13 protein-coding genes are annotated in these 20,116 nt (G+C 67.8%); 6 read left to right on the forward strand and 7 right to left on the reverse strand.

The window, feature by feature from the left end:
• Nucleotides 1-340 precede the first annotated feature (340 nt).
• The gene (ku, locus tag AC6I72_RS39055; protein ID WP_498006803.1) at nt 341-1,240 is read left to right on the forward strand and encodes a non-homologous end joining protein Ku; all 900 of its coding nucleotides are present in this window, start codon (nt 341-343) and stop codon (nt 1,238-1,240) included.
• Here the strand turns inward: ku and AC6I72_RS39060 are convergent.
• Nucleotides 1,237-1,587 (reverse strand): DUF6233 domain-containing protein, encoded by a 351-nt coding sequence (locus AC6I72_RS39060; RefSeq protein WP_498006805.1) that lies wholly within the window; start codon nt 1,585-1,587, stop codon nt 1,237-1,239. The two genes, ku and AC6I72_RS39060, sit on opposite strands and share 4 nt — an antisense overlap.
• 173 nt (nt 1,588-1,760) lie before the next feature.
• On the opposite strand from AC6I72_RS39060, the gene AC6I72_RS39065 reads away from it, so the two are divergent.
• Nucleotides 1,761-2,960 carry a PP2C family protein-serine/threonine phosphatase gene (locus AC6I72_RS39065; protein WP_498006806.1) on the forward strand — a complete coding sequence of 400 codons (1,200 nt, stop codon included), beginning with the start codon at nt 1,761-1,763 and terminating at the stop codon, nt 2,958-2,960.
• Between the two features lie 296 nt (nt 2,961-3,256).
• Here the strand turns inward: AC6I72_RS39065 and AC6I72_RS39070 are convergent, their stop codons facing one another.
• The 5 genes from AC6I72_RS39070 to AC6I72_RS39090 form a co-directional block, all read right to left on the reverse strand.
• Complete coding sequence (locus AC6I72_RS39070; RefSeq protein WP_498006808.1) at nt 3,257-3,487, reverse strand: hypothetical protein; 231 nt, start codon at nt 3,485-3,487, stop codon at nt 3,257-3,259.
• Nucleotides 3,488-3,906: 419 nt separating this feature from the next.
• Nucleotides 3,907-4,227 carry a hypothetical protein gene (locus tag AC6I72_RS39075; protein WP_498006809.1) on the reverse strand — a complete coding sequence of 107 codons (321 nt, stop codon included), beginning with the start codon at nt 4,225-4,227 and terminating at the stop codon, nt 3,907-3,909.
• Complete coding sequence (locus AC6I72_RS39080; protein ID WP_498006810.1) at nt 4,224-4,952, reverse strand: HNH endonuclease family protein; 729 nt, start codon at nt 4,950-4,952, stop codon at nt 4,224-4,226. Before AC6I72_RS39080 ends, AC6I72_RS39075 begins: the two co-directional genes overlap by 4 nt.
• Nucleotides 4,953-5,068: 116 nt before the next feature.
• Complete coding sequence (locus tag AC6I72_RS39085; protein WP_498006812.1) at nt 5,069-5,770, reverse strand: HNH endonuclease family protein; 702 nt, start codon at nt 5,768-5,770, stop codon at nt 5,069-5,071.
• Between the two features lie 326 nt (nt 5,771-6,096).
• Nucleotides 6,097-6,300, reverse strand: coding sequence for a DUF6207 family protein (locus tag AC6I72_RS39090; RefSeq protein WP_498006814.1), 204 nt, complete (start codon nt 6,298-6,300; stop codon nt 6,097-6,099).
• 869 nt (nt 6,301-7,169) lie between these two features.
• Here AC6I72_RS39090 and AC6I72_RS39095 point away from each other — a divergent pair.
• From AC6I72_RS39095 to AC6I72_RS39105, 3 genes are all read left to right on the forward strand, one after another.
• Entirely contained in the window at nt 7,170-8,138 is a 969-nt protein-coding gene (locus tag AC6I72_RS39095; RefSeq protein ID WP_498006816.1) for a NucA/NucB deoxyribonuclease domain-containing protein, read from the forward strand.
• A gap of 83 nt (nt 8,139-8,221) precedes the next feature.
• The gene (locus AC6I72_RS39100; RefSeq protein WP_498006818.1) at nt 8,222-9,094 is read left to right on the forward strand and encodes a DUF6924 domain-containing protein; all 873 of its coding nucleotides are present in this window, start codon (nt 8,222-8,224) and stop codon (nt 9,092-9,094) included.
• A gap of 227 nt (nt 9,095-9,321) precedes the next feature.
• Nucleotides 9,322-9,486: a hypothetical protein gene (locus AC6I72_RS39105; protein WP_498006820.1), complete on the forward strand. Its 165-nt coding sequence runs from the start codon at nt 9,322-9,324 to the stop codon at nt 9,484-9,486.
• 76 nt (nt 9,487-9,562) lie between these two features.
• Here the strand turns inward: AC6I72_RS39105 and AC6I72_RS39110 are convergent, their stop codons facing one another.
• Nucleotides 9,563-12,661, reverse strand: coding sequence for an FG-GAP-like repeat-containing protein (locus tag AC6I72_RS39110; RefSeq protein ID WP_498006822.1), 3,099 nt, complete (start codon nt 12,659-12,661; stop codon nt 9,563-9,565).
• Between the two features lie 809 nt (nt 12,662-13,470).
• On the opposite strand from AC6I72_RS39110, the gene AC6I72_RS39115 reads away from it, so the two are divergent.
• The gene (locus AC6I72_RS39115; protein ID WP_498006882.1) at nt 13,471-19,608 is read left to right on the forward strand and encodes an RHS repeat-associated core domain-containing protein; all 6,138 of its coding nucleotides are present in this window, start codon (nt 13,471-13,473) and stop codon (nt 19,606-19,608) included.
• Nucleotides 19,609-20,116: the final 508 nt, after the last annotated feature.

A 20,116-nucleotide genomic window follows, 5' to 3' on the forward strand; every position in this document is an offset into this window, starting at 1 on the left:
CACCCGTCGGTCCGGCCCTCACCGTGCGGTATGTCCTCGGCCGCGCCCACGCGGCCCGCGCGAGGACGGCTGCCGCGCTGGACGAGGACCAGGAGCGCGAGCCTGCTCGGGATGCCCCAGGACCGGGTCGGCAGGCAGCACGACCCGCACCGGCACGGGGCCGGGCGCAGCAGGGTCAGAGGGCGTCGTCACGTTCACCACCGTACGCAGCCCTTCTCGGGCGGCCGTGTGAGCTGCTTACGCTGGCGACCCTTTCGCGAGGGAGAGGTGTCTGGGTGCCGTGGGGCGGGCGGGCTCGTAGCCTGGAGGTGCTCGGGGCTGAGGAGAGAGGGCTGCCTGTATGCCTCGAACCATCTGGTCCGGCGCCATCTCGTTCGGCCTGGTCACGGTCCCCATCCATGTCCAGTCGGCGACCGAGGACCACTCGGTCCATTTCCACCAGTACCACCTGGAGGACGGCGGCCGGGTCCGCAACCGCAAGGTGTGTGAGCTGGAGGACCGCGAGGTCGCGCAGTCAGAGATCGGCAAGGGCTACGAGTGGTCCAAGGACCAGATCGTCCCGATCAGCGACGCCGAACTCGGCGCTCTGCCCTTGCCGACCGCGAAAGCGGTCGAGATCGACGCCTTCGTGCCGCTCGATACGATCGACCCGGTGCGCTTGGGGGAGGGCTACTACCTCGCCCCGGCCGGGCAGGTCGCAGCGAAGCCGTACAAGCTGCTCGTGCAGGCCCTGGGCCGCTCGTCGCGGGTGGCGGTGGCGAAGTGGGCGTGGCACGGGCGCGAGCGCCTGGGCATCCTGCGGGTCAAGGACGACGTCCTGGTGCTCCAGCTGATGCGCTGGCCCGATGAAATCCGGGACCCGGCTGCCGTGGCGCCGCCGGCCGTGGAGGTGTCGGGGCAGGAGATCGACGGCGCGCTGGCCCTGATGGAGACCATGGCGCGCGAGGACCTGGAGGGCGAGGAGTTCCTGGACACGTACACGCAAGCCCTGGAGCAGATCATCGAGGCGAAACGCGAGCACAGGGAACCGGCCGAGGCACCCGTGCCGGAGGCCGAGCCGGGCCGGGTCCTGGACCTGATGGCGGCGCTGAACGAGTCCGTGGCCCGCGCCAAGGCGTCCCGCAGCGATACGGGCGAGGCTGACGTCCACCAGATGCCCACCCCGAAGAAGGCCACCAAGAAGCAGACCACCTCGAAGAAGACGGCGAAGAAACCCGCCCGCCGGCCGCGCAGCGCCTAGCCGTCGACGAAGCCCAGGGCGCTGTCCGGGCGGCAGTGTCCGCACGCCTCCACGCCCTCGGCCAGGGCCCGGAGCGCAGCGTCCCGCGATACCGGCTTTCGCCGCTTGCCCGCCATGTGACAGCCGCCGACATGCACGGCGAGCGGCGGACTGTCCCGGTTGAGACTGCCCTCAAGGATCCAGTCCGGCACCGGCGGCCGCGCCCGCTCACCGCGCTGCCGCTCCTGCTCACGCCGTTCCGTCGCTGCGATCTGTGTCCGGACACGGTCCAGGGTCAGGACGAGCCACGTCTCCAGAGTGCGCAGGCGCGGCAGGTCGGGCGGCAGGTCGGAGAGCGAATCGTTCACATATTCGATTTTAGAGAGCGGGTGAGGGTCTGCGGTGCGCAGGGCAGGTGCCTTGTGCCAGCAAAGTTGATCAGTGCCGTCAAAGTCTGAGTGGCTCAGGCAGAGGCGACTGCTGTGACTGTGATGACCAGGGCGTGGGCGGGAAGGAGGGTCCGTAACTTAAGGAGGCTGCAGTGGAGCGTGATCGGGTCGGGCTGGCCGAGGTACTGGCAGCAGCGGAGGATGCCGCGCCGGTACGCTCCCTCGATGTCGTCGCGCGCAACCTGCGCGAGCGGTTCGGCGCGCGGTACGTGTCGTTCCTGTTCGTCGACGTCGTCGGCCGGCGCCTGCTACGGGTCAATGACGAGGCGGCGGCGCCACAGGAGCACGGCGCCGATCAGATTCCCCTGGCCGGCAGTGTCTACGACGAGGTCCTGCGCACCCAGAAAGTGATGCGCGTGCCGGAGGGCGCTCAGGGACTGCGAGTGCTCGCCCCGGTCACCAACCGCGGCGACGCCATCGGGGTCCTGGAGCTGCACCTCACCCGCGTCACGCAGGACGTCCTGGAGCAGGTCGAGGAGGTTGCGCACGCGCTGGCGTACATCATCGTCACCGACAGGCGCTTCACCGACCTCTACCACTGGGGCAACCGCACCGCCACGGTCACCCTCGCCGCGGAGATCCAGCGTCAGCTCCTGCCGTCGGCTCCCTCGTGCGAGGCTCCCGAGTTCACCCTCGCCGGCGCCCTGGTACCGGCCTCCGACATCGCCGGTGACACCTACGACTACAGCCTCGACCACGACACTCTGCACCTGTCCATCACCGACGCCATGGGACACAACGTCGACGCCTCCCTCATGGCCACCCTGCTGGTCAACGCCTCCCGCGGCGCCCGCCGCGCCGGCACCGGCCTCGCCGAACAGGCCCGCCAGACCCACCAGGCCCTCATCGACCACGGCAGACGGACCTTCGCCACGGGACAACTGATGCGCATCGCCCTGGACGGGAGCAGCGCCCGGCTCGTCAACGCGGGCCACCCGTGGCCCCTGCGGCTGCGCGACGGCACCGTTGATGAGATCAAGCTGCACATCAACCTCCCCTTCGGCGTCCCCGTACAGGGCGCCTACCAGGTACAGGACATCGACCTGCGCCCGGGTGACCGCCTCGTCTTCTACACCGACGGCATGCAGGAGCGCGAAGCAGAAGCCGTCGACCTACCGCGCCTTGTCCGTGACACCGCAACCGAGCATCCCCGCGAGGCCGTACGCGCCATGGTCACCGCAGTCACCGACGCCAGCCGCGGCCACGTGAGAGACGACGCCACCGTCCTGTGCCTGGACTGGCACGGCCCTGCCCTCGCAGACCGAAGGGCGAAGCACCGGCGCTTGACCTAGCACGCAATACAGTCACTCAACCTTCAATGGCAGGCACTCAAGGTTGGCTGTCACCGGTCAGCAGGTTTGACCGTTGGTGATCTTGACGGTTTGCCATAGGGATTCGACTGGCATGGGCCGGGCCGTGCCTACACGCCGACGCCTACCTGGTGTGCGCGCGCCCACTGGTTCTCGAACTCCCGCTGGCTGATCTCCTGGCCGGCCAGCGCGGGATCGAAAAGGTCCACGACCGGCGGGTTGAACGGCCAGTCGTCAGGACCGCTGCGCAGGGCGGTTCCGTCCTGGGCAAGCTCGATCTAGCGTACGCGGCGCCTGTCGGGCCCGATTTCCATCAGATAGACGACCGGATCGTCGCCCTCCTCCTTCCAGGGGCGCCCCAGGTAGACGACGTCGCGGTCGGCAAGCGCGCCGAACCCCTCATGTCCGCGCTGAGCGTTCCGCTCGGCCCGCAGGCTGTCCAGGCCGGAAGGCATCTCAGGAGCGTCGATACCGACCTCCTCCAGGCCGACCGCCTCGTACCGTGCCACCGTCTCAGGGTCGGTGACGACCTCGACCCAGGCGAACGTCTCGAGGATCTGCTACGCGCAGCGCGCGCGAACCCACCACCACGAACCACCCCTGCCGTAGTCGTGCAGAACGAGGAAGCGCTGCTCGCATGCGCCGGTGCTGGTCATCATGGGGATTGAGCCTAACGAGGGTGGCGGGTCGGCTTGGCCACAATCACCTGGCAATCGGTCGAGCCACTGGTCAACGGTCAATGCCCGACCGCCGGTTTCACCTTGACCTGGCCGTCGTGGGCCGTCTGGCCGTGGCACACGTCATCCCTGCCCAGCCCGCGAGCGCGCCCTGCGGCAGATCACGCGCCGGCACCGCAATCGACATCTCGCCTGGTCTCTCTCGGGGGCCGTACGTGGGGAGCCGGCGAGCGGATGTCTGAGCGGCTGGGTCAGCGCGGGGCCTGGGCGCCGTGGCCGTGGCGGATGCGGTCGAGGACGTCCTGGTGGAGGGCCTGGAGTCCGTCGGGTGGGATGGGGGTGGGGCTGCCGGTGAGGGTGTACCACTCGTCGGCTTCCGCGTACTGGATCGCGATGTGGGCCTGGCCGTCGGCCTGGGGGGTGGTGGCGAGGGTGAGGTCGCCGGTGATGACGCCGACCTCGTCGGTCATCGCGCCGCCCGGCCCCGCCGCCACATCATCGACCAGCCGCCCGACCTCCGGAGCCGGGCCTGCCTCGTCGCTCCCGCTGCTGTTGTGGTTGTCGTGGGTCATGAGCAGGTGTCCAGCATCTCGGTGAGTTTCGCCCGCTCCGCCGTGGTGACGGTCAGGCGGTAGGTGGACTTCACGGATACCCAGGAGCGGGCGTAGGTGCACCAGTACGACCGCAACGGCGGAGCCCACTGATCCGGCGACTGGTCACCCTTTTGCCGGTTGGAGGACGCCGAGACGGCCAGCAGCTGCGGGTGGGTGAGATCGTTCGCAAAAGCCTTGCGCTGTTCTTGGGTCCAGGTGGCGGCACCGGAGCGCCAGGCGTTGGCGAGGGGGACGGTGTGGTCGATGTCGAGCTGGGAGGCCGTGGTGGCGGTCTTGCCGTCGTAGACGGAGACCCAGCTGCCGGATATGGCCCGGCACTGGGCGTCACGTTTCACGTGGGTGCCGTCGCGGTCGAGGATGGTCTCGCGGGTGTCGCAGTGCTCGCCCTGCTCGGCCCAGTGCGGGAACTTCGCCCGCGAGTAGCCCCGCATTGACGCCGGCGCCGCCGTCTTCAGCCCGGCCAGTTCCTTCCGCGCGACCGTCGTGGTGGGCAGTCCGGGCAGTGTCGATTTCTCAGCCTGCCGCCCCCCGCTGGCCGGGCGGCTGGCGGCCGCGGACGGTTTGCTGTCCCCAGCACCTGCCGATGCACCGCTGCCGGTGCTGGTCTCCGAGCATCCGGTCACCGCGACCAGGAGAACACCGGCCGCCACTGCCCGACCCCACCACAGCTGCTGACGATCCATGACCTGTCCCAACCCCTGCCCGCTCATCACATGATCAACAACCCAGGCAGCGTAGCTGCTTCGACGCGTTGGGAGAGGTGCCGTACACAGCCCGCCACGGGCTGGAGGGTGGGTTTCTACCGGGCGAGGGTGACGGTGATCGGGGTGTCGGGGCACTGTTCGAGGGCCTCGGCCAGGGCGGTCTGTTCGGGGGTGTCGATGGTCAGGTTCCAGCGGGTTTTGTCGGTGATCCAGTCGGTGGCGTAGGTGCAGTGGTAGCCGGCGGCCGGGGGGAGCCAGGTGGAGGGGTCCTGGTCGGCTTTGGACCGGTTGGAGGCGGCGGAGACGGCGATGAGGTCGCGGGGGTCTCCGAGGTCGTTGGCGTAGGCCTCGCGCTCCGCTGGGGTCCAGGTGCTGGCGCCGGAGTCCCAGGCTTCGGCGAGGGGGACGAGGTGGTCGATGTCCAGGCCGCTGGGCCCTTCGATGTAGCGGTCGTCGTAGGGGGAGTACCAGACGCCTCCGGTGAGGCGGCAGTTCGGGCCCTGCTCGGGGGCGGTGACGGCTTCGGCTTTGAGGACTTCGGCGCGGGTGTTGCAGCCGTCGTGGTCGGCGTCGATCCAGTGCTTGAACTTCGAGCGCTCATACCCGGTCCGGTTCTCCTCGCGCACGGGCAATTGGGCCAGGGCGTCGCGGACGGGCAGGGTCACCGTCTGTCCTGGCACCCGCACCTGGTGGTGCGGCACCGCAGTGGTGCCGGGGCTGGTGGCAGCGGTGGCGGGCGCGGCCAGGAGGAGGCCGGTGAGCGAGGCGAGCAGGGCTGTGGTGCGGGCAAGACGCATGAGGAACTTCCCCCTTTGAGGGTCACGGACAGGCCGTGATCTTCGTAGCGGCGCCTGGGCGCGGCACGCCCGGGAACCGGTCTCCTGTCACCCCTGGGGCGGGTAAATCGCACCGGCCGGCCTGCACGCTCCTCCCCCCCAAAAAAAAGGCCCGCCCCCCGACGTGGGGGAGCGGAGTGCGGGGCCTGCCGGTTGCCCGCGGCCCGAGGGGGCGGCGGGCAGCGGCGGCGGTCGAGGAGCGGGCTCCGGCGCGGGGCGCCCGGTCTCCTGAAGCAGGAGAGCGCCGGTCGGCGGCCCGGGTAGATGCGGGCCTGGTGCTCGGGGGGTTATGGCTGTTGGCGCATGTCGAGGTAGCAGCGCAGTCGTACGCCGGGCTGTCCGGGGTCGCGTGTGGTGCGTTCGACCAGGGTGGTGGCCCACATCGATGCGAGTGCGCTCTGGAAGGCGAAGGCTGTCTGGTCGTCGGCGGCTGCCACGTCCACGACGACGAGGCCGGGTTCTGACACGTGTACTTCGTTGATCACGTCCACGCGTCACACGACGTGCTCCTGGCGGGCAGGAGTTCTGTGGGCGCTGGTGATTCACCCGACCGGGGTCCCCGGCCTGTCCCCGGTTCACGTCGAGCGTCAGGTTGCTGTCTGAGGAGTCGGCCGCGACTTGAAGAAAGTCACCTCTGGCTGGGACGATCAGGGTGGTGGAGGTGACCGTCGGCTCGATTCGTCTGGCACAGTGCCGGCGATGCCCGGTCCGCTCGTGTGCGGGGGACGGGAATCGGTGTGTGGGGGTGTCGGCTGGGGACTTCACCGCAGCGTCAAGACGGCCCTTTCGGACGTATTTTCCGGATCATCTGATCCGGGGGGATTGGGCGAGCCGGCCGTTGAGTCTCGTTCTTCGGCGCAGTAGCCGCGCGGGGGAGTGCTCGCGGAGGCCGTCGTTCCACTCGGGACGGTGATCGTCCGCGAGCAGTCTGGCCAGTCGATGGCCGGGCGCCTTTCCGCACGCCGCGAGCCCGTGCGGTGGTGTGGCCTTCGGCTCCGCTGCTCGGGGTGCGCGTGCCGCGGGGGTCGAGCCGGAGCCGTGCGTGAGGCCGTGACCGCGCGCGCCGGGGTGCGCCGGGGATGCACTCGGTGGTGTCTGCCGGGCCCGAGTGACCGTCCTCTTCGGACTGGTGCGCGAAGCGGTCCTTTACCGCCATATGCGGAGGCAGAGCCTCAGCCTGTCCAAATACGCACACTTCCCCAACAAAGCGTGAACATGGGGGCGTTGGTGCGCTTAGTGTGTCCGCCGCATGGACGGCTGCCCTGACCCGGTGCCGTTCTTCCATCAACGAGGGGACATGCTCATGCGGACCAGCGCGCCACGGAAAGTGGCCCTCGGAACAGCTCTCACCGCGCTCCTTGTGACCGGTGCCGGTATCAGTGCGACCGGCGCGCAGGCGGCGCCCGCGAAGTACAGCATCACGGTCACCCAGACCAAGCCTGTGAAGACTGCCTTCGTCTCCACCGCGGCGGCGGCGAGCTGCCACCTGAACACGATCACGATCACCCGCACGAGTATGTGTATGGACATCGGCGCCCGGGTCAACCTGCTGCAGAACGGCAAGCCGGTCGGCTCCGCGACGTTCGACATCAAGCACTCCATGACCTTGCAGACCAGCAAGCTCAAGTGGGGTGAGAGCTTCACCGTCGGCAAGGCGACCCTCGTCAACGCCGCAGGCGTGCGCATGAGCGTCTCGGTCGGGGGCGGCAAGGGCGTCAAGACCGCGGTCAAGTTCCCCCAGGGCTCCGCCCTCGGCCCCGCCCACAAGGGCACGGTCGGCTACGCCGCGAGCGTGGCGAAGAAGAAGCAGCTCACGAGCCCGGCCTCGTACCGGTTCTCGTTCACCAAGCCCGGCTACACGCCCGGCGGGTTCACCTACAACTCCGCCAAGTACCGGTGCGACGACACGTTCTGGGGCCCGACCAAGCGCACCAAGAATCCCGGTTGCGTCTTCCCGTCCTTCGCCCCGACCTTCACCCTCTCCCGCACCGACGCGCAGGTGAAGCAGTCCGCGAACCACATCTACGACGCCCAGCGCAAGATCGCCGGGCACCCGGGCGCGTCCACTCCGCTGCACCGCATCACCGACGCGAAGACCATCGCGGCCCACCGCAAGGCGATGTGCGCCAAGGTCCACAACCCCAACCCCACCAAGTACGACTGCGACGAGTACCCCTTCGCCGCCAGCAAGGAAGGCGGCAACCCCCGCCGCGGCAGCACCCGCATCATCTCCGCCGGCGACAACCGCAGCGCCGGCGCACGCCTCGGCGGCTTCTACAAGAGCCAGCGCGTCCTGAACGGCGACGCCTACTACGTCCACATCAAGTAACACCACCCGCCGGCCCGTGCCTGCCACACTGACCCCAGGCACCACCCGACCGGCAGGCACCACACACACGACGGGGGATCTCCATGCCACGCCCGACCTGGCCCCTCCTCCAGGGCCGCACCCGCCCCTTGAAAATGAAGGAGTGGGGCGACCTCACCGTCATGGACCCCGACACCGGCGGCCCCAAGCCGCACGGCCGAGGACTCCTGACCGCGGGGAAGGACTGGCTGCACATCGACGCCGGCAGCACCCTGGAGAACCCCGTCGTCACCCTCTACGCCGGAGAAGACCCCGGAGCCGAGGACGGCTGGGACGAGGTCGAAGAGACCACCGTGATCTCCACGACCGGCTTCCTCGCCCTGTGCGACAGCGGATACACACCCGTGCGCAAGGAGAACCTCGCCACCGCCGGACCCGGCCCGTATCTGGTCCGCGTCCACGCCGCCGACCGCTCCACGGACGGCAAAAAGCCCCGCTTCCATATCCAGGTCATCCCCGGCGCCCGCACCGGCACCGAACCCCACCCGGCCGCCCCCACGATCGAGGAGACCGCCGGCCCACTCCTGATCCGCACCTCCTACGACCAGCCGGGTGCGTGGGCACGCCTGCTCCAGGCCCTCGAAGGCGGTTCGGAGCACTACGAGTCGCTCACCGTCATCGACAACCCCCTCTACACGGGCTTCACAGCCGGTCGGCTGCAGGACCGGGTCGGCCGTGATGACGAGGGCTGGCCCGCCAGCCCCTTCCTCCTCATCGCCGACGAGCAGGCCCTGGCTTCGGCGGAGTTTGCGCTGCTGGCGGTGAACAACCTGCCAGACGAGGACGACGCCCCGTTCAGGATCACCCTCGCCGCAGCGGGCTCCTTCGTTGTCAACCTGGAGCTGGGGAACACGAGCTTCGGCGACTGGAGCCGCGGCGCCGGCACCGACGGCGTCTACCGAGGGCAGCACTACTGACAGGTGCCGTTCCTCGCCCGGGTTCCACTGTGGGTGTGGGCATTGCTCGCGGTCATGCTGTCTCGCCGTCGGTCCTGCCCCGGCAGCCCAGCGTCGGTACGACGAAGGGCCCAGCCGGCAGGCCGGGCCCTTCTGTCTGTTCGCCGCCAGAAAGCTGTGTAACCGGCCGATCCGAGCACACCGGCCGCGCCCCGGCCTCCGGGGCCGGGGGAGTGGGAGGTACCCCCGTGTGCCGCTGTAGTACGAACGGGCCGTCCTCGCCGGCGCTGAGTTCCACCGTCGCCACGCACGGCCGGGCGTACGACGCCGCCCGGCACCAGCAGGCGGCGATGCTCGAGCAGCTGCTCGAGCCCGAGGCGGCCGACATCGAGCGCGACGACCAGGAGCCGTAGCCCGGCCGCCAGGAGGCAGTCGACCTGACGGCGCTGCGGCCCGGGTGTGTGGCTCCGGAGCAGCGGCGGGTGTTGGTCAGCTCAGTGTCTGGAAGCTGTCCCAGCCGGTGGTGCCGACCGCGGTGGGTGTGCCGTGGGTGGTTGCGGTGACGGCGGGGTAGAAGTAGAGGCCCTTGCCGGTGTCGGGGCTGGTTGCCCACAGGTCGGGTTTGCCGTCGTTGTCGGCGTCTCCGCCCGAGGTGATCAGAGGCCGGTTGGTGGGAGTCCAACTGGTGCCGATCTGGACGCGGGTGCCGAGTCCTGCGCCGGTGGGTCCTGTGCCGGGGTAGAAGTACAGGGCGCCGGTGGACTTCTCGCGGGCCAGGATGTCGGCGTTTCCGTCGTGGTCAACGTCTCCGGGGGCGATGAGGTCGTAGCCGGACCATCCGCCGTTGCCCACGAGGACCGGTTCGCTGGTCTCGTCGAGGGAGTTGCTGATGGAGCCGTAGTAGAGCCAGAGAAGGTTGCCTTCCTTGACGAGCAGGTCGGGGAAGCTGGGGATGTCGGTGACGCCGTCGTCGTCGACGTCCAGGGGGCCGTCGACGTCGCCGATGGCGAGGATCTGGTCGGCGTTTTGCCAGTGGTTGTCGGCGGGGTCGTAGACGGTCAGTTGCTGGCGACCGGTGGTGCAGGCGCCGCTGTCAGCCTCTTCGCCCGGGGTGGTGCAGGCGTAGCCGTATCCGTTGTTGGGGTACAGCTGGAGTGTTTTGCTGCCGGCGGTGCCGTTGAGGGCGATGAGGTCTTCGTAGCCGTCGCCGGTCCAGTCGCCGCGGTGGGTGATAGAGGCGTCTTTGAAGTTGGTGGTGCTGGCGGTGGAGTAGACGCTCAGGGAGCCGTTGCCGGAACCGGAGTACTGTCGGAGCGTTCCGTCGGTGCGCACGCCGTACAGGTCGCTGTTGCCGTCGCCGTTGAGGTCGCCCGGTTTGTCCGTGACGTTGAGGCTTTTGACGTAGAAGAGGTATGCGGTGCGGTCGGAGGTGTTGTTGCCGCGGTCGACGCTGCGGGCGTAGAGGAAGTGGGCTCCGGCCGACACCGGGGTGAATTTGATGTCCTTGGACCCGCCGGCGCTCGCGGGGGTCGCGGTGCGGACGGTGGGGTCCCAGTCGGTCCAGTACTCGTACTTGGCGACGTCGCTGACGCCGCCGTTGCCCAGGGTGAAGGTGCCTTCGGTGCGGACAGGGCTGGTGTTCTCGGGCCAGCCGTCGGTGCCGTCGGGGAACTGGGCGGAGGTGACGGTCGGCGGGTGGCTGGGGCGGGTGCCGTCGAACTGGAAGTGGCACTGGGCGCTGAAGTCGCTGCTTGCGGTGGCGTCCTCGGCGCGGGCGTACCAGGTGAACGTGCCGGTCCCGGTGACACCGGCGTCCTTGAGCAGGGCGGCCAGCTTTGCCTTGGAGACGACGAGTTTGCTGACGGTCCCGGAAGTCGTGGAGACGGTGCTGTTGACCTCGTTGCTCGCCCCGCCGTGTCCGGTGGGCCACAGGATGAAGTGCGCCTTGATGGTCCCGCCGTCGGAGTCGGTGAACTTGCCGCCCAGGGTGATGTCGGTATTGCCGATCACTGTGTAGGGGGTGGTGGTCCCGCAGTTCTTGCCGGTGTCCGGGGACGTGTACAGACCGGTGGGCGGGCTGGGCACGGTGTTGTAGTCCGTGGAGAGGACCGCGCTGTGGGCGTCGAACTTCTTCCACGCGTAGACGTCGCTCTCATTGGCGGCGCGCATGCCCAGCGTGATGTTGGGCCACTTCTTGGCTGCGGCGTCCTTGGCCGCTGAGGTCACGTCGTAGGCGAGGTTGCCGGCCGGGCATGCGCTACCCCAGCCCAGGGACTTGGTGGAGGAGGAGAGGGTCCGGGCCCAGCTGGGGCGGTTGTTCCATGTGGTGGATGGGCTGATGGAGCCGGTGAGGCCGACCTCGACGGTGCGGTCGCTGCAGGACCAGGACCACGTGTTCTTGATTCGGAACGTGGACTTGGTGATCTGCTTGTTGGTGTTCCACAGCTTGTTGGAGTCCATGCGGAAGTAGGACTCCGCCAGACCGTTCGTCTCGTTCTCGTAACCCACGCGTGCGGTGGTCGTGGAGGAGCCGGAGCCTCCCCAGCCGACGCCGTTGTAGAAGGAGGAGTTGGGGTACTTCTTGTAGGCGATCGTCCATGCCTCGCGGGCACCGGACACATAGGGGTCGATGTAGACCGGGTAGTGGGTGTCAGGGGCCGTCAGAAGGTCTTGGTCCGGAGTGATCGACAGGTGTGTGTCGGTCACCTTCACGTCCATCGCGGCCTGCTTGGCACCGTATCCCGGCTCGAACTCACCGGTCGGTACGCCGGGTTCTTCGCCGTTACTTTCCGTGCCCTGCACGGCCTTGCGGGACATGCCCTGGGGTGGGGCGGTGGTGCTGCTGTCCCACATGCGGGGAGTCGGGCTGGTGAAGACCTCCTGGCCCGCGGGGTTCACCGCCGTGAGGTTGCCGTTCGTGTCGGCGTTCACGTCGACGCCCTCGGCCGACATGCCGTACTGGAGGTCCTTCAACTGCGGATTCGCCGCAGCCTGGGGCGTTTTCACCACGAGGAGCTGGGCGAAGCCGCTGGCTCCGGCCTGAAGTTTCAGGTCGACGTCGGGCAGCACGTCGGGGTAGGTCACGCTGTCCGTCGCTACGACCGGCTTCGGCAGAGCACTCGGCCAGTTCAGAGAGATACTGCGTCCGTCACGTGTGACGGTGGCCATCGGGCCGGTGCCGCCGCCGGAGAACGTCACATCGACGGTGGTCGCCTTGGTCGACAGGCTTCCGTCCGGGTTGGGTTGCAGTGTGGCGTCGATGGGCACCAGCCTGTGCCCCTTGCGGACCCTTTCGGGCAGAGCGTGCTGGTCCTCGGTGAAACTACCGTCCGGGTTCGCGTAGACCTCGGTGTCCTCGGTGCGCTTGGCCGTCACCTCGACACGCTCTCCGCTCTCCGCCGCCTTCCGGGAGGCTGCGGCCATCGGGTCGTCCGGCTGCGCTTGGGCAGACGTGCCCGCGGTGGCGGCCGACGCCGGTGACGACACGGCGAGCGGCAGCACCAGGGAGCCCAGGGCGAGAGCGACAGCACCGGTCAGCGTTCTGCGGCGGTGCCGACTGTGCCACGGCCGGCGTCTGGATGTTCTCATCACGGATCCTTCTGTGAGTACGTCGTACGGGTTCGCATCCGCCCGAAGCTGGCGAGGAGGGCGATCCGCTGCTCCCGCGGGCGTGAAACAGCACACCGCAGGGCTGAGCGGGTTCCGTTGCTGGGGAGAGTGACCTGGGCCGCCGTCGCCTGCCACTGGCAAGTGGTGCTGCCGGACGGCTCTGCGCAGACGGCAGAGGAGTGGACCGCAGTGGAGCACCGGTGAGGAGCTCTGGAGGCCTATGCGGACTGACAGAGCGCTCAGCTACGGGCGCTCGCCCTTTGCACGCAGGCGGACCTCGGCAGGCGGGGCACCGGCCCAGCCGTATGAGAAATCCGCAGTCCGCACGCCGCCTCGGCAGTGCAGCTCTCCCTTTTCCCATTTTCGAATTTCATTACACCCCCCTACAGGATCTTCACAGACGCGAGTGTGCACCGCAACCCACGCGGTAGCAGAAAGACGCCCGCCATTGCCTGTGTGCAAGCGAGGAAAGCTGTCGAAATTGTAGTGCTCATGACCATCGCTTGAGGCGCTCTCGAATGTCCCCACCTGCGCCAACGCTGACCGTTTCATGGTGAATGTAACTCATTTGGTAAGTTGGCTATTTTATTTGCGATTTTTTCAGGTGTATTTTCGGTCGGCCGGGCGAATGAGTCTTTGCTTCCTCTTGGGCTTTCCTGGATTCGATGTTAGGTTCCGGATGATCTACACGTTTGTGAACTTCCTATGGGGGGAAAGTGTCCGGTTTGCGGATAAGATCCGTGCGTTCAGGCAGGCCCGCCGGTAGGCGGGCGCGGGCCGTGAGGTGGATAGCTGCCTCGCTCGTGGCCTACCTCGTGGCGAGCCTGCTGGGCGGGCCGGTGGCCGCGGCGGCCGAGCTGTCGCTGGCCAAGCTGAAAAAGCCGAATCCTGTACCGACGTCCCGGGTCACGTCCAAGGACTTGCGCAAGCCCGACGAGGCAGGTCAGCACGCCTGGAAGGCGTCGCCCAAGGCGTCCTGGCCGCGCCCGGGCAAGGCGACCGTTCAGCTTGACCAGGGTGGCAAGGTCGCTGCGGGAAGCCTGGCGCTGCGGATCGGCAGAGCCGGCGCGAAGGCCGCCAGAGCGACGGCCGGGCCGGGCAAGGCACAGGTGGAAGTCCTCGACCAGCAGGCCGCGCGCAAGCTCGGCCTCGACGGTGTGCTGCTGGCTGTTCGCCCCACAGAAGGCGCCCGGGGCAATGTCGACATCGATGTCGACTATTCCGCCTACCAGTATATGTTCGGCGGTGACTGGGCCTCCCGTCTGACGTTGCGCCGGCTTCCCGAGTGCGCGCTGACCACCCCGGGCGACAAGCGCTGCCGTACCGGCCAGGACCTCCCCACAGACAACGACACCAACACCAGGACGCTCTCGGCGACGGTCGCCCTGCCTGCGGCGCAGCAGGCGTCCGGTGGACCTGCTTCGAAGGCGGCCACGTCCGGGGCAGCCGGCGGCGGTACGGTGCTGCTGGCCGTCACGGCCGCCGTATCAGGCTCTTCGGGCAATTTCGGGGCCACTTCGCTGGCACCGTCGGCGTCCTGGTCCGCGGGCGGTTCCAACGGTGCCTTCACCTGGTCGTATGGCATCGACACCCCTGAGGTCCCCGGTGGGGTCCAGCCAGACCTGAGCCTGTCCTACTCCTCGCAGGCGGTCGACGGCCGTACCGCGGCGACGAACAACCAGGCGAACTGGGTCGGTGACGGCTGGTCGCTGGAGCCCGGCTTCATCGAGCGCCGCTACGTGTCCTGCTCCGACGATGCCAAGGACGGCAACGGCACCGACAAGAGCGGAGACCTGTGCTGGAAGAAGGACAACGCAGTCCTCAACCTCAACGGTCAGTCCAACGTCCTGATCAAGGATGACACCACGGGCGTGTGGCATCTGGAGAGCGACGACGGCACCAAGGTCGAACACCTCACTGATACGTCCCTGGGCAACGGGGACAACGACGGTGAGTACTGGCGCGTCACCACCCCGGACGGCACCCGTTACTACTTCGGGCGTAACAAGATGAGCGGCTGGTCTGCGGGCAAGGACGAGACCAACTCTGTCTGGTCCGTGCCGGTGTTCGGCAACCAGAGCGGCGAGCCGTGCCACGCGACGGCGTTCAAGGACTCCTGGTGCCGGCAGGCATGGCGGTGGAACCTCGACGCTGTCCTCGACCGTCATGGCGATGCCATGACGTACTACTGGGCCAAGGACGATCCCAACTACTACGGGCTCAACGTCAACCCGGACACCGGTGCCTCCACCGCCACCGCCTACGACCGGGGCGGCTACCTCAAGCGCATCGAATACGGCCTGCGTGAAAACGCCTACTACGCCAAGCCCGCCGCCAAGGTGAACTTCACCGTCGCAGAGCGGTGCCTGACCGACTGCGGCACCTTCGACGCGAGTCACGCCAAGAACTGGCCCGACGTCCCCTTCGACCGGTACTGCGCGGCGAACACCGAGTGCAAGGACCGGTACTCGCCGTCGTTCTGGACCCGCAAGCGACTGACCAAGATCGACACCTCGGTCCTGACCGGCGGCGCCTACAAGCCCGTCGACAGCTGGGAACTGACCCACCAGTTCCCCGCCACCGGCGACGGCTCTGCCCCAGCCCTGTGGCTGGCGTCCATCACCCACACCGGCCACACCGGCACCGGTGACGTCCGTCTGCCCTCGGTCACCTTCAAGGGCCAGCAACTGGCCAACCGCGTCGAAGGTGCTACCACCGGCGGCACGCCCGACCCCGTACCCCCGCTGGTCCGCTACCGCGTCTACGGCATCAACACCGAAAGCGGCGCCACCATCGGCGTCACCTACTCCCAGCCCGACTGCAAACCCGGCGACATGCCGACCCCCGCGTCCAACACCCGCCGCTGCTACCCGGTGATGTGGTCCCCGCCGGACGCGCCGGCCGCGAACTACGAGCCGTACCTGGACTGGTTCCACACCTACGTCGTCACCCAGGTCCTGGAGTCGGACAACACCGGCGGCGCGCCGGTGAAGGAAACCGACTACAGCTACCTTGACGGAATGGCCTGGGGCAAGGACGACGACGAGTTCACCAAGGCCAAGTACCTCACCTACGGCGACCGCAAGGGATACGGCCGCGTCCAGGTCCGCGGCGGCAGCCCCGCATCCACGAAGCAGACGCTGAAGGAGTACCGCTACTTCCGCGGCATCGACGGCGCCGCCGTCAAGGACCACGAAGGCACCACGGTCACCGACCACCCCGCCTTCGCCGGCATGACCCGCGAAGAGGCCACCTTCAACGGCGACGGCGGCAAACTGGAAACCACCACCAGCTACACCCCCTGGCACAGCAACGCCACCGCCACCCAGGCCCGCCCCGGCCTGCCGGCCCTGAACGCCTACGTCACCGCCGGCCAGGAGGAGAAGACCCGCACCGCCGTCGGCGACTCCTGGCGCACCACACGGACCACGCGCACCTTCGACGACTACGGCCTGGTCCTGACCGAGTCCGACCTCGGCGACACTGCCGTCACGGGCGACGAGACCTGCACCACCACCAGCTACGCCCGCAACACGGCCGCGAACATCCTCACGCTGACCAAGGAACAGCGCACCGTCGCGGTCGCCTGCGACAAGACGCCCCAGCTGCCCACCGACCTCGTCTCCGTCGAACGGCACTACTACGACGGCGCCACCAGCCTGGACACGGCACCCACCAAGGGTGACGTGACCCGCCTCGAGGAGCAGGACGACACGGGCACCGGCTACCTCACCACCGCCCGTCACACCTACGACCAGCACGGCCGCGAACTGACCGACACGGACGCCAAGGGCAACACCACGACCACGGCCTACACCCCGGCCACGATCGAGGCACCCACCTCCGAGACCAAGACCAACGCGCTCGGCCACACCACCACGACCACCTACGACCCGGCCCGCGCCGTGGCCACGGCCATCACCGACGCCAACGGCAAGCGGACGGAGGCCACCTACGACGGCCTGGGCCGCACCCTGCAGGTCTGGAACCCCGGCTGGTCCAAGGCCGACCACCCCACCCAGCCCTCGGCCGAGTACGCCTACACCATCTCCAGGACCGCGGCCAACGCGGTGGCGACCAAGACACTCCAGTACGACGGCTCCTACGACACCACCTACCAGCTCTACGACGGCCTGCTGCGTCCGCGTGAGACCCAGGTCCGCGCGATCGGCACGGTCAACAGGATCGTGACCGAGACGCTGTACGACACCCGCGGCAACCCCTACAAGTCGTACGCCGCCTACTACGCTGACGGAGCTCCGTCAGCGATCCTGACGAAGGCAGCCGACAACACGGTCCCCGCGATGACGCAGAACGTGTACGACGGCCTGGGTCGCGTCACCGACATCATCGCTTCCACCTACGGCGACGAGAAGTACCGCACCAAGACGGTCTACGACGGTGACCGCACCACGGTCATCCCGCCCAAGGGGGGCACTGCCACCACCGTCATCACCGATGCCCGCGGACGTACCACCGACCGCCTGGAATACACCGACGCGGCCCGCAGCGCCTCGCAGAAGACGCACTACACCTACGGCAAGTTCGACGAACCGCTGACCGTGACCGACCCCGCCGGCAACGTGTGGACGTACACCTTCGACGCCCGGGGGCAGAAGACCGACGTCGACGACCCCGACAAGGGCAAGAGCCACACCGCCTACGACGAACTCGGCAACCCCCTCACCGTCACCGACGCCCGCGGCATCACCCTGACCAGCGGGTACGACGCCCTGGGACGCAAGACCAGCGAGAAGAAGGGCAGCACCCTGCTCGCTGAGTGGACCTACGACACCGTCTCCAAGGGCCAGCCGGCCAGCAGCACCCGCTACCTCGACGGCAAGAAGTACGTCTCGGCCGTCGATTCCTACAACGACGCCTACCAGCCCACCTCGACCACCGTCACCGTCCCCGCCGAGGCGGGCGCGAGCGCGGGCACCTATAACTGGACCTACGGCTACAACGACTACACAGGCCAGCAGACCTGGATCAACCACCCGGCGGTCGGCAACCTGCCCAGCGAACGCCAGGTCACTGTCTACGGCCAGGGCAACCTCCCGGAGAAGACCACCGCCGGCGCCGTCGCCCTCGTCAACGCCACCAGCCACGATGTCTTCTCACGCCCCGTACGCACCGAGTACGGCACCCTCGGCAAGAAGCTCTACAAGACCCAGACTTACGACGAGTTCACCGGCCGCCTGACCCGGCAGACCACCGACCGCGACCTCGCCCCCCAGCGCATCGACGACGTCACCTACGCCTACGACGACGCGGGGAACATCACCGGCATCACCACCGCCAGCGGCCAGGACACCGCCAAGACGGTCGACACCCAGTGCTTCACCAACGACGCCCTGGGCCGGCTGACCGAGGCGTGGACGGCGAAGACCGACTGCACCACCCAGCCCTCGGCCACTGCCGTCGGCGGCCCGGACGCCTACTGGCAGACCTTCAAGTACGACACGGTCGGCAACCGCATCGCGCAGACCGACCACGGCACCGGAGCCCTGACAGGCGCCGACGCCACCACCACCTACACCCACAACAACCCCAAGGCCGGCCTGCCCCACGCCGTCCAGACCGCCACCGTCAAGGGCGGCTCCGACGACGGCCGCACCAGCGCCTTCGCCTACGACGCCGCGGGCAACACCACCAAACGCACCATCGGCGCCACCACCCAGAACCTCACCTGGGACGACGAAGGACACCTCGCCACCCTCACCCAGAGCGGCAAGACCACCAGCTACCAGTACGACGCCGACGGCAACCGCGTGATCACCAAGGACGCCGACGGCACCACCACCCTCACCCTGCCCGGCGGCAACGAACTCAAGATCAAGCCGGACGGGACCAAGGAAGGCATCCGCTACTACACCCACGAAGGCCAGACCGTCGCCGTCCGCACCAGCAGCGGCTTCTCCTTCCTCATCCCCGACCAGCAGGGCACGTCGATGGCAGCCGTTGCCATGACCACCCTCGCCATCACCCGCCGCAAGCAACTCCCCTTCGGCGAGACCCGTTCCACCCAGAGCGGCACCATCCCCGGCACCCGAGGCTTCGTCGGCGGCACCACCGACCCCACCGGCCTCGTCCACCTCGGAGCCCGCGAATACGACCCCACACTCGGACGCTTCCTCTCGGTCGACCCCGTCATCGACCTCGACGACCCGGCCCAGATGAACGCCTACTCCTACGCCCACAACAACCCCATCACCAAATCCGACCCCGACGGCCTCCGCCCCGACGGCCCCGCCGGCGGAGCCTCCTACAACGACGACCGCTGGGGCCAGGACCGCGGCATGTCCGTCGGCTACACCTACAAAAACGGCAAATGGACCTGGCACCAGACCCCACTCAAGGACCCGGAATCCCAAACGAAGTACAAGAACTACCGCGCCGACCCCGCCAACTACAAGGTCTACCACTACAACGAAAAAGAAGCGGCAGCCGCCAGCGCCAAGGCCACCAAGCTAGCCAATGAACGGGCAGCCAAAGCCGACAGGGAACGCCGTGAGAAAGACCATATCTTCAATAAGATCAAGGGAGGCTTGGGTAGGGTCTGGCAGAATCACAAAGAATGGATCGTCCACAGAGCCGTCAGTACAGGAGTGGGTTTCGCGGCCGGAATTGCTGCGGTTGCCATATGTGCAGGCACCGCTGGAGTGGGGTGCGTCATAATTGCGGGCGCGGCTACCGGGGCTCTTATTGGCACGCCAGCGCACCTGATCGCTGACAAGGCCATGGGGCACGAAACCACCGGGCGAGAGGCGATCAAGTATGCTGCAGGGTCTGCCATGGCTGGTGGATTCCAGGGTTGGTACAGGCAGAGATACGGCGGTGGCCCGGCGACTGTCATCGGCGGAGCTATCGTCCGCGGACTGGCAACCGCTGGGCGAGTAGTAATCAGAGGACGCGATCGTCGTTGAGGCGGTGTGCGGGATGCGTCGTTACGGGGCATCCCGCACTCTCGTCTACTTGAGGCGTGAAAGGTAACGCCAGTGAATTTCGCGAGAACTGTTAAACTCAGTAAATGGAGAGACCCTGCTGAGCAAGAAGCCGTCTATGGACAAGCGTCCACGCCCCTAGGAGAGGTTTTCCTGGTTCGGTCTCCAGGCGCGCGTACCGACCCTGTCTCGGCTGCAGAGCGACACGAGCGCTGGACGCTCAAGACGTCTGTCGGTCACATTATGGAGATCCCTGATTTCGGAGCGCCGGGCGTGGTCTCTCGGAGGATTCTCCAACGGGGCACATCCGGATCCTTGAATGGCAGTCACTTCGAGATCGACGTATCCTCCGCTCTGCTCCGCTCGAGCAGGAACGTGACAATGCAAGGGTTGGGTATCGTCTTCACTCCGGGGGGATTGAGTGTGGAACTCCGTGAGAGCGGAAGCCGGGTGGCGTTGAGGCGGTCGGGAAACTGGGAACTGGAAGGTG

The organism is Streptomyces sp. Xyl84 (assembly GCF_059731885.1).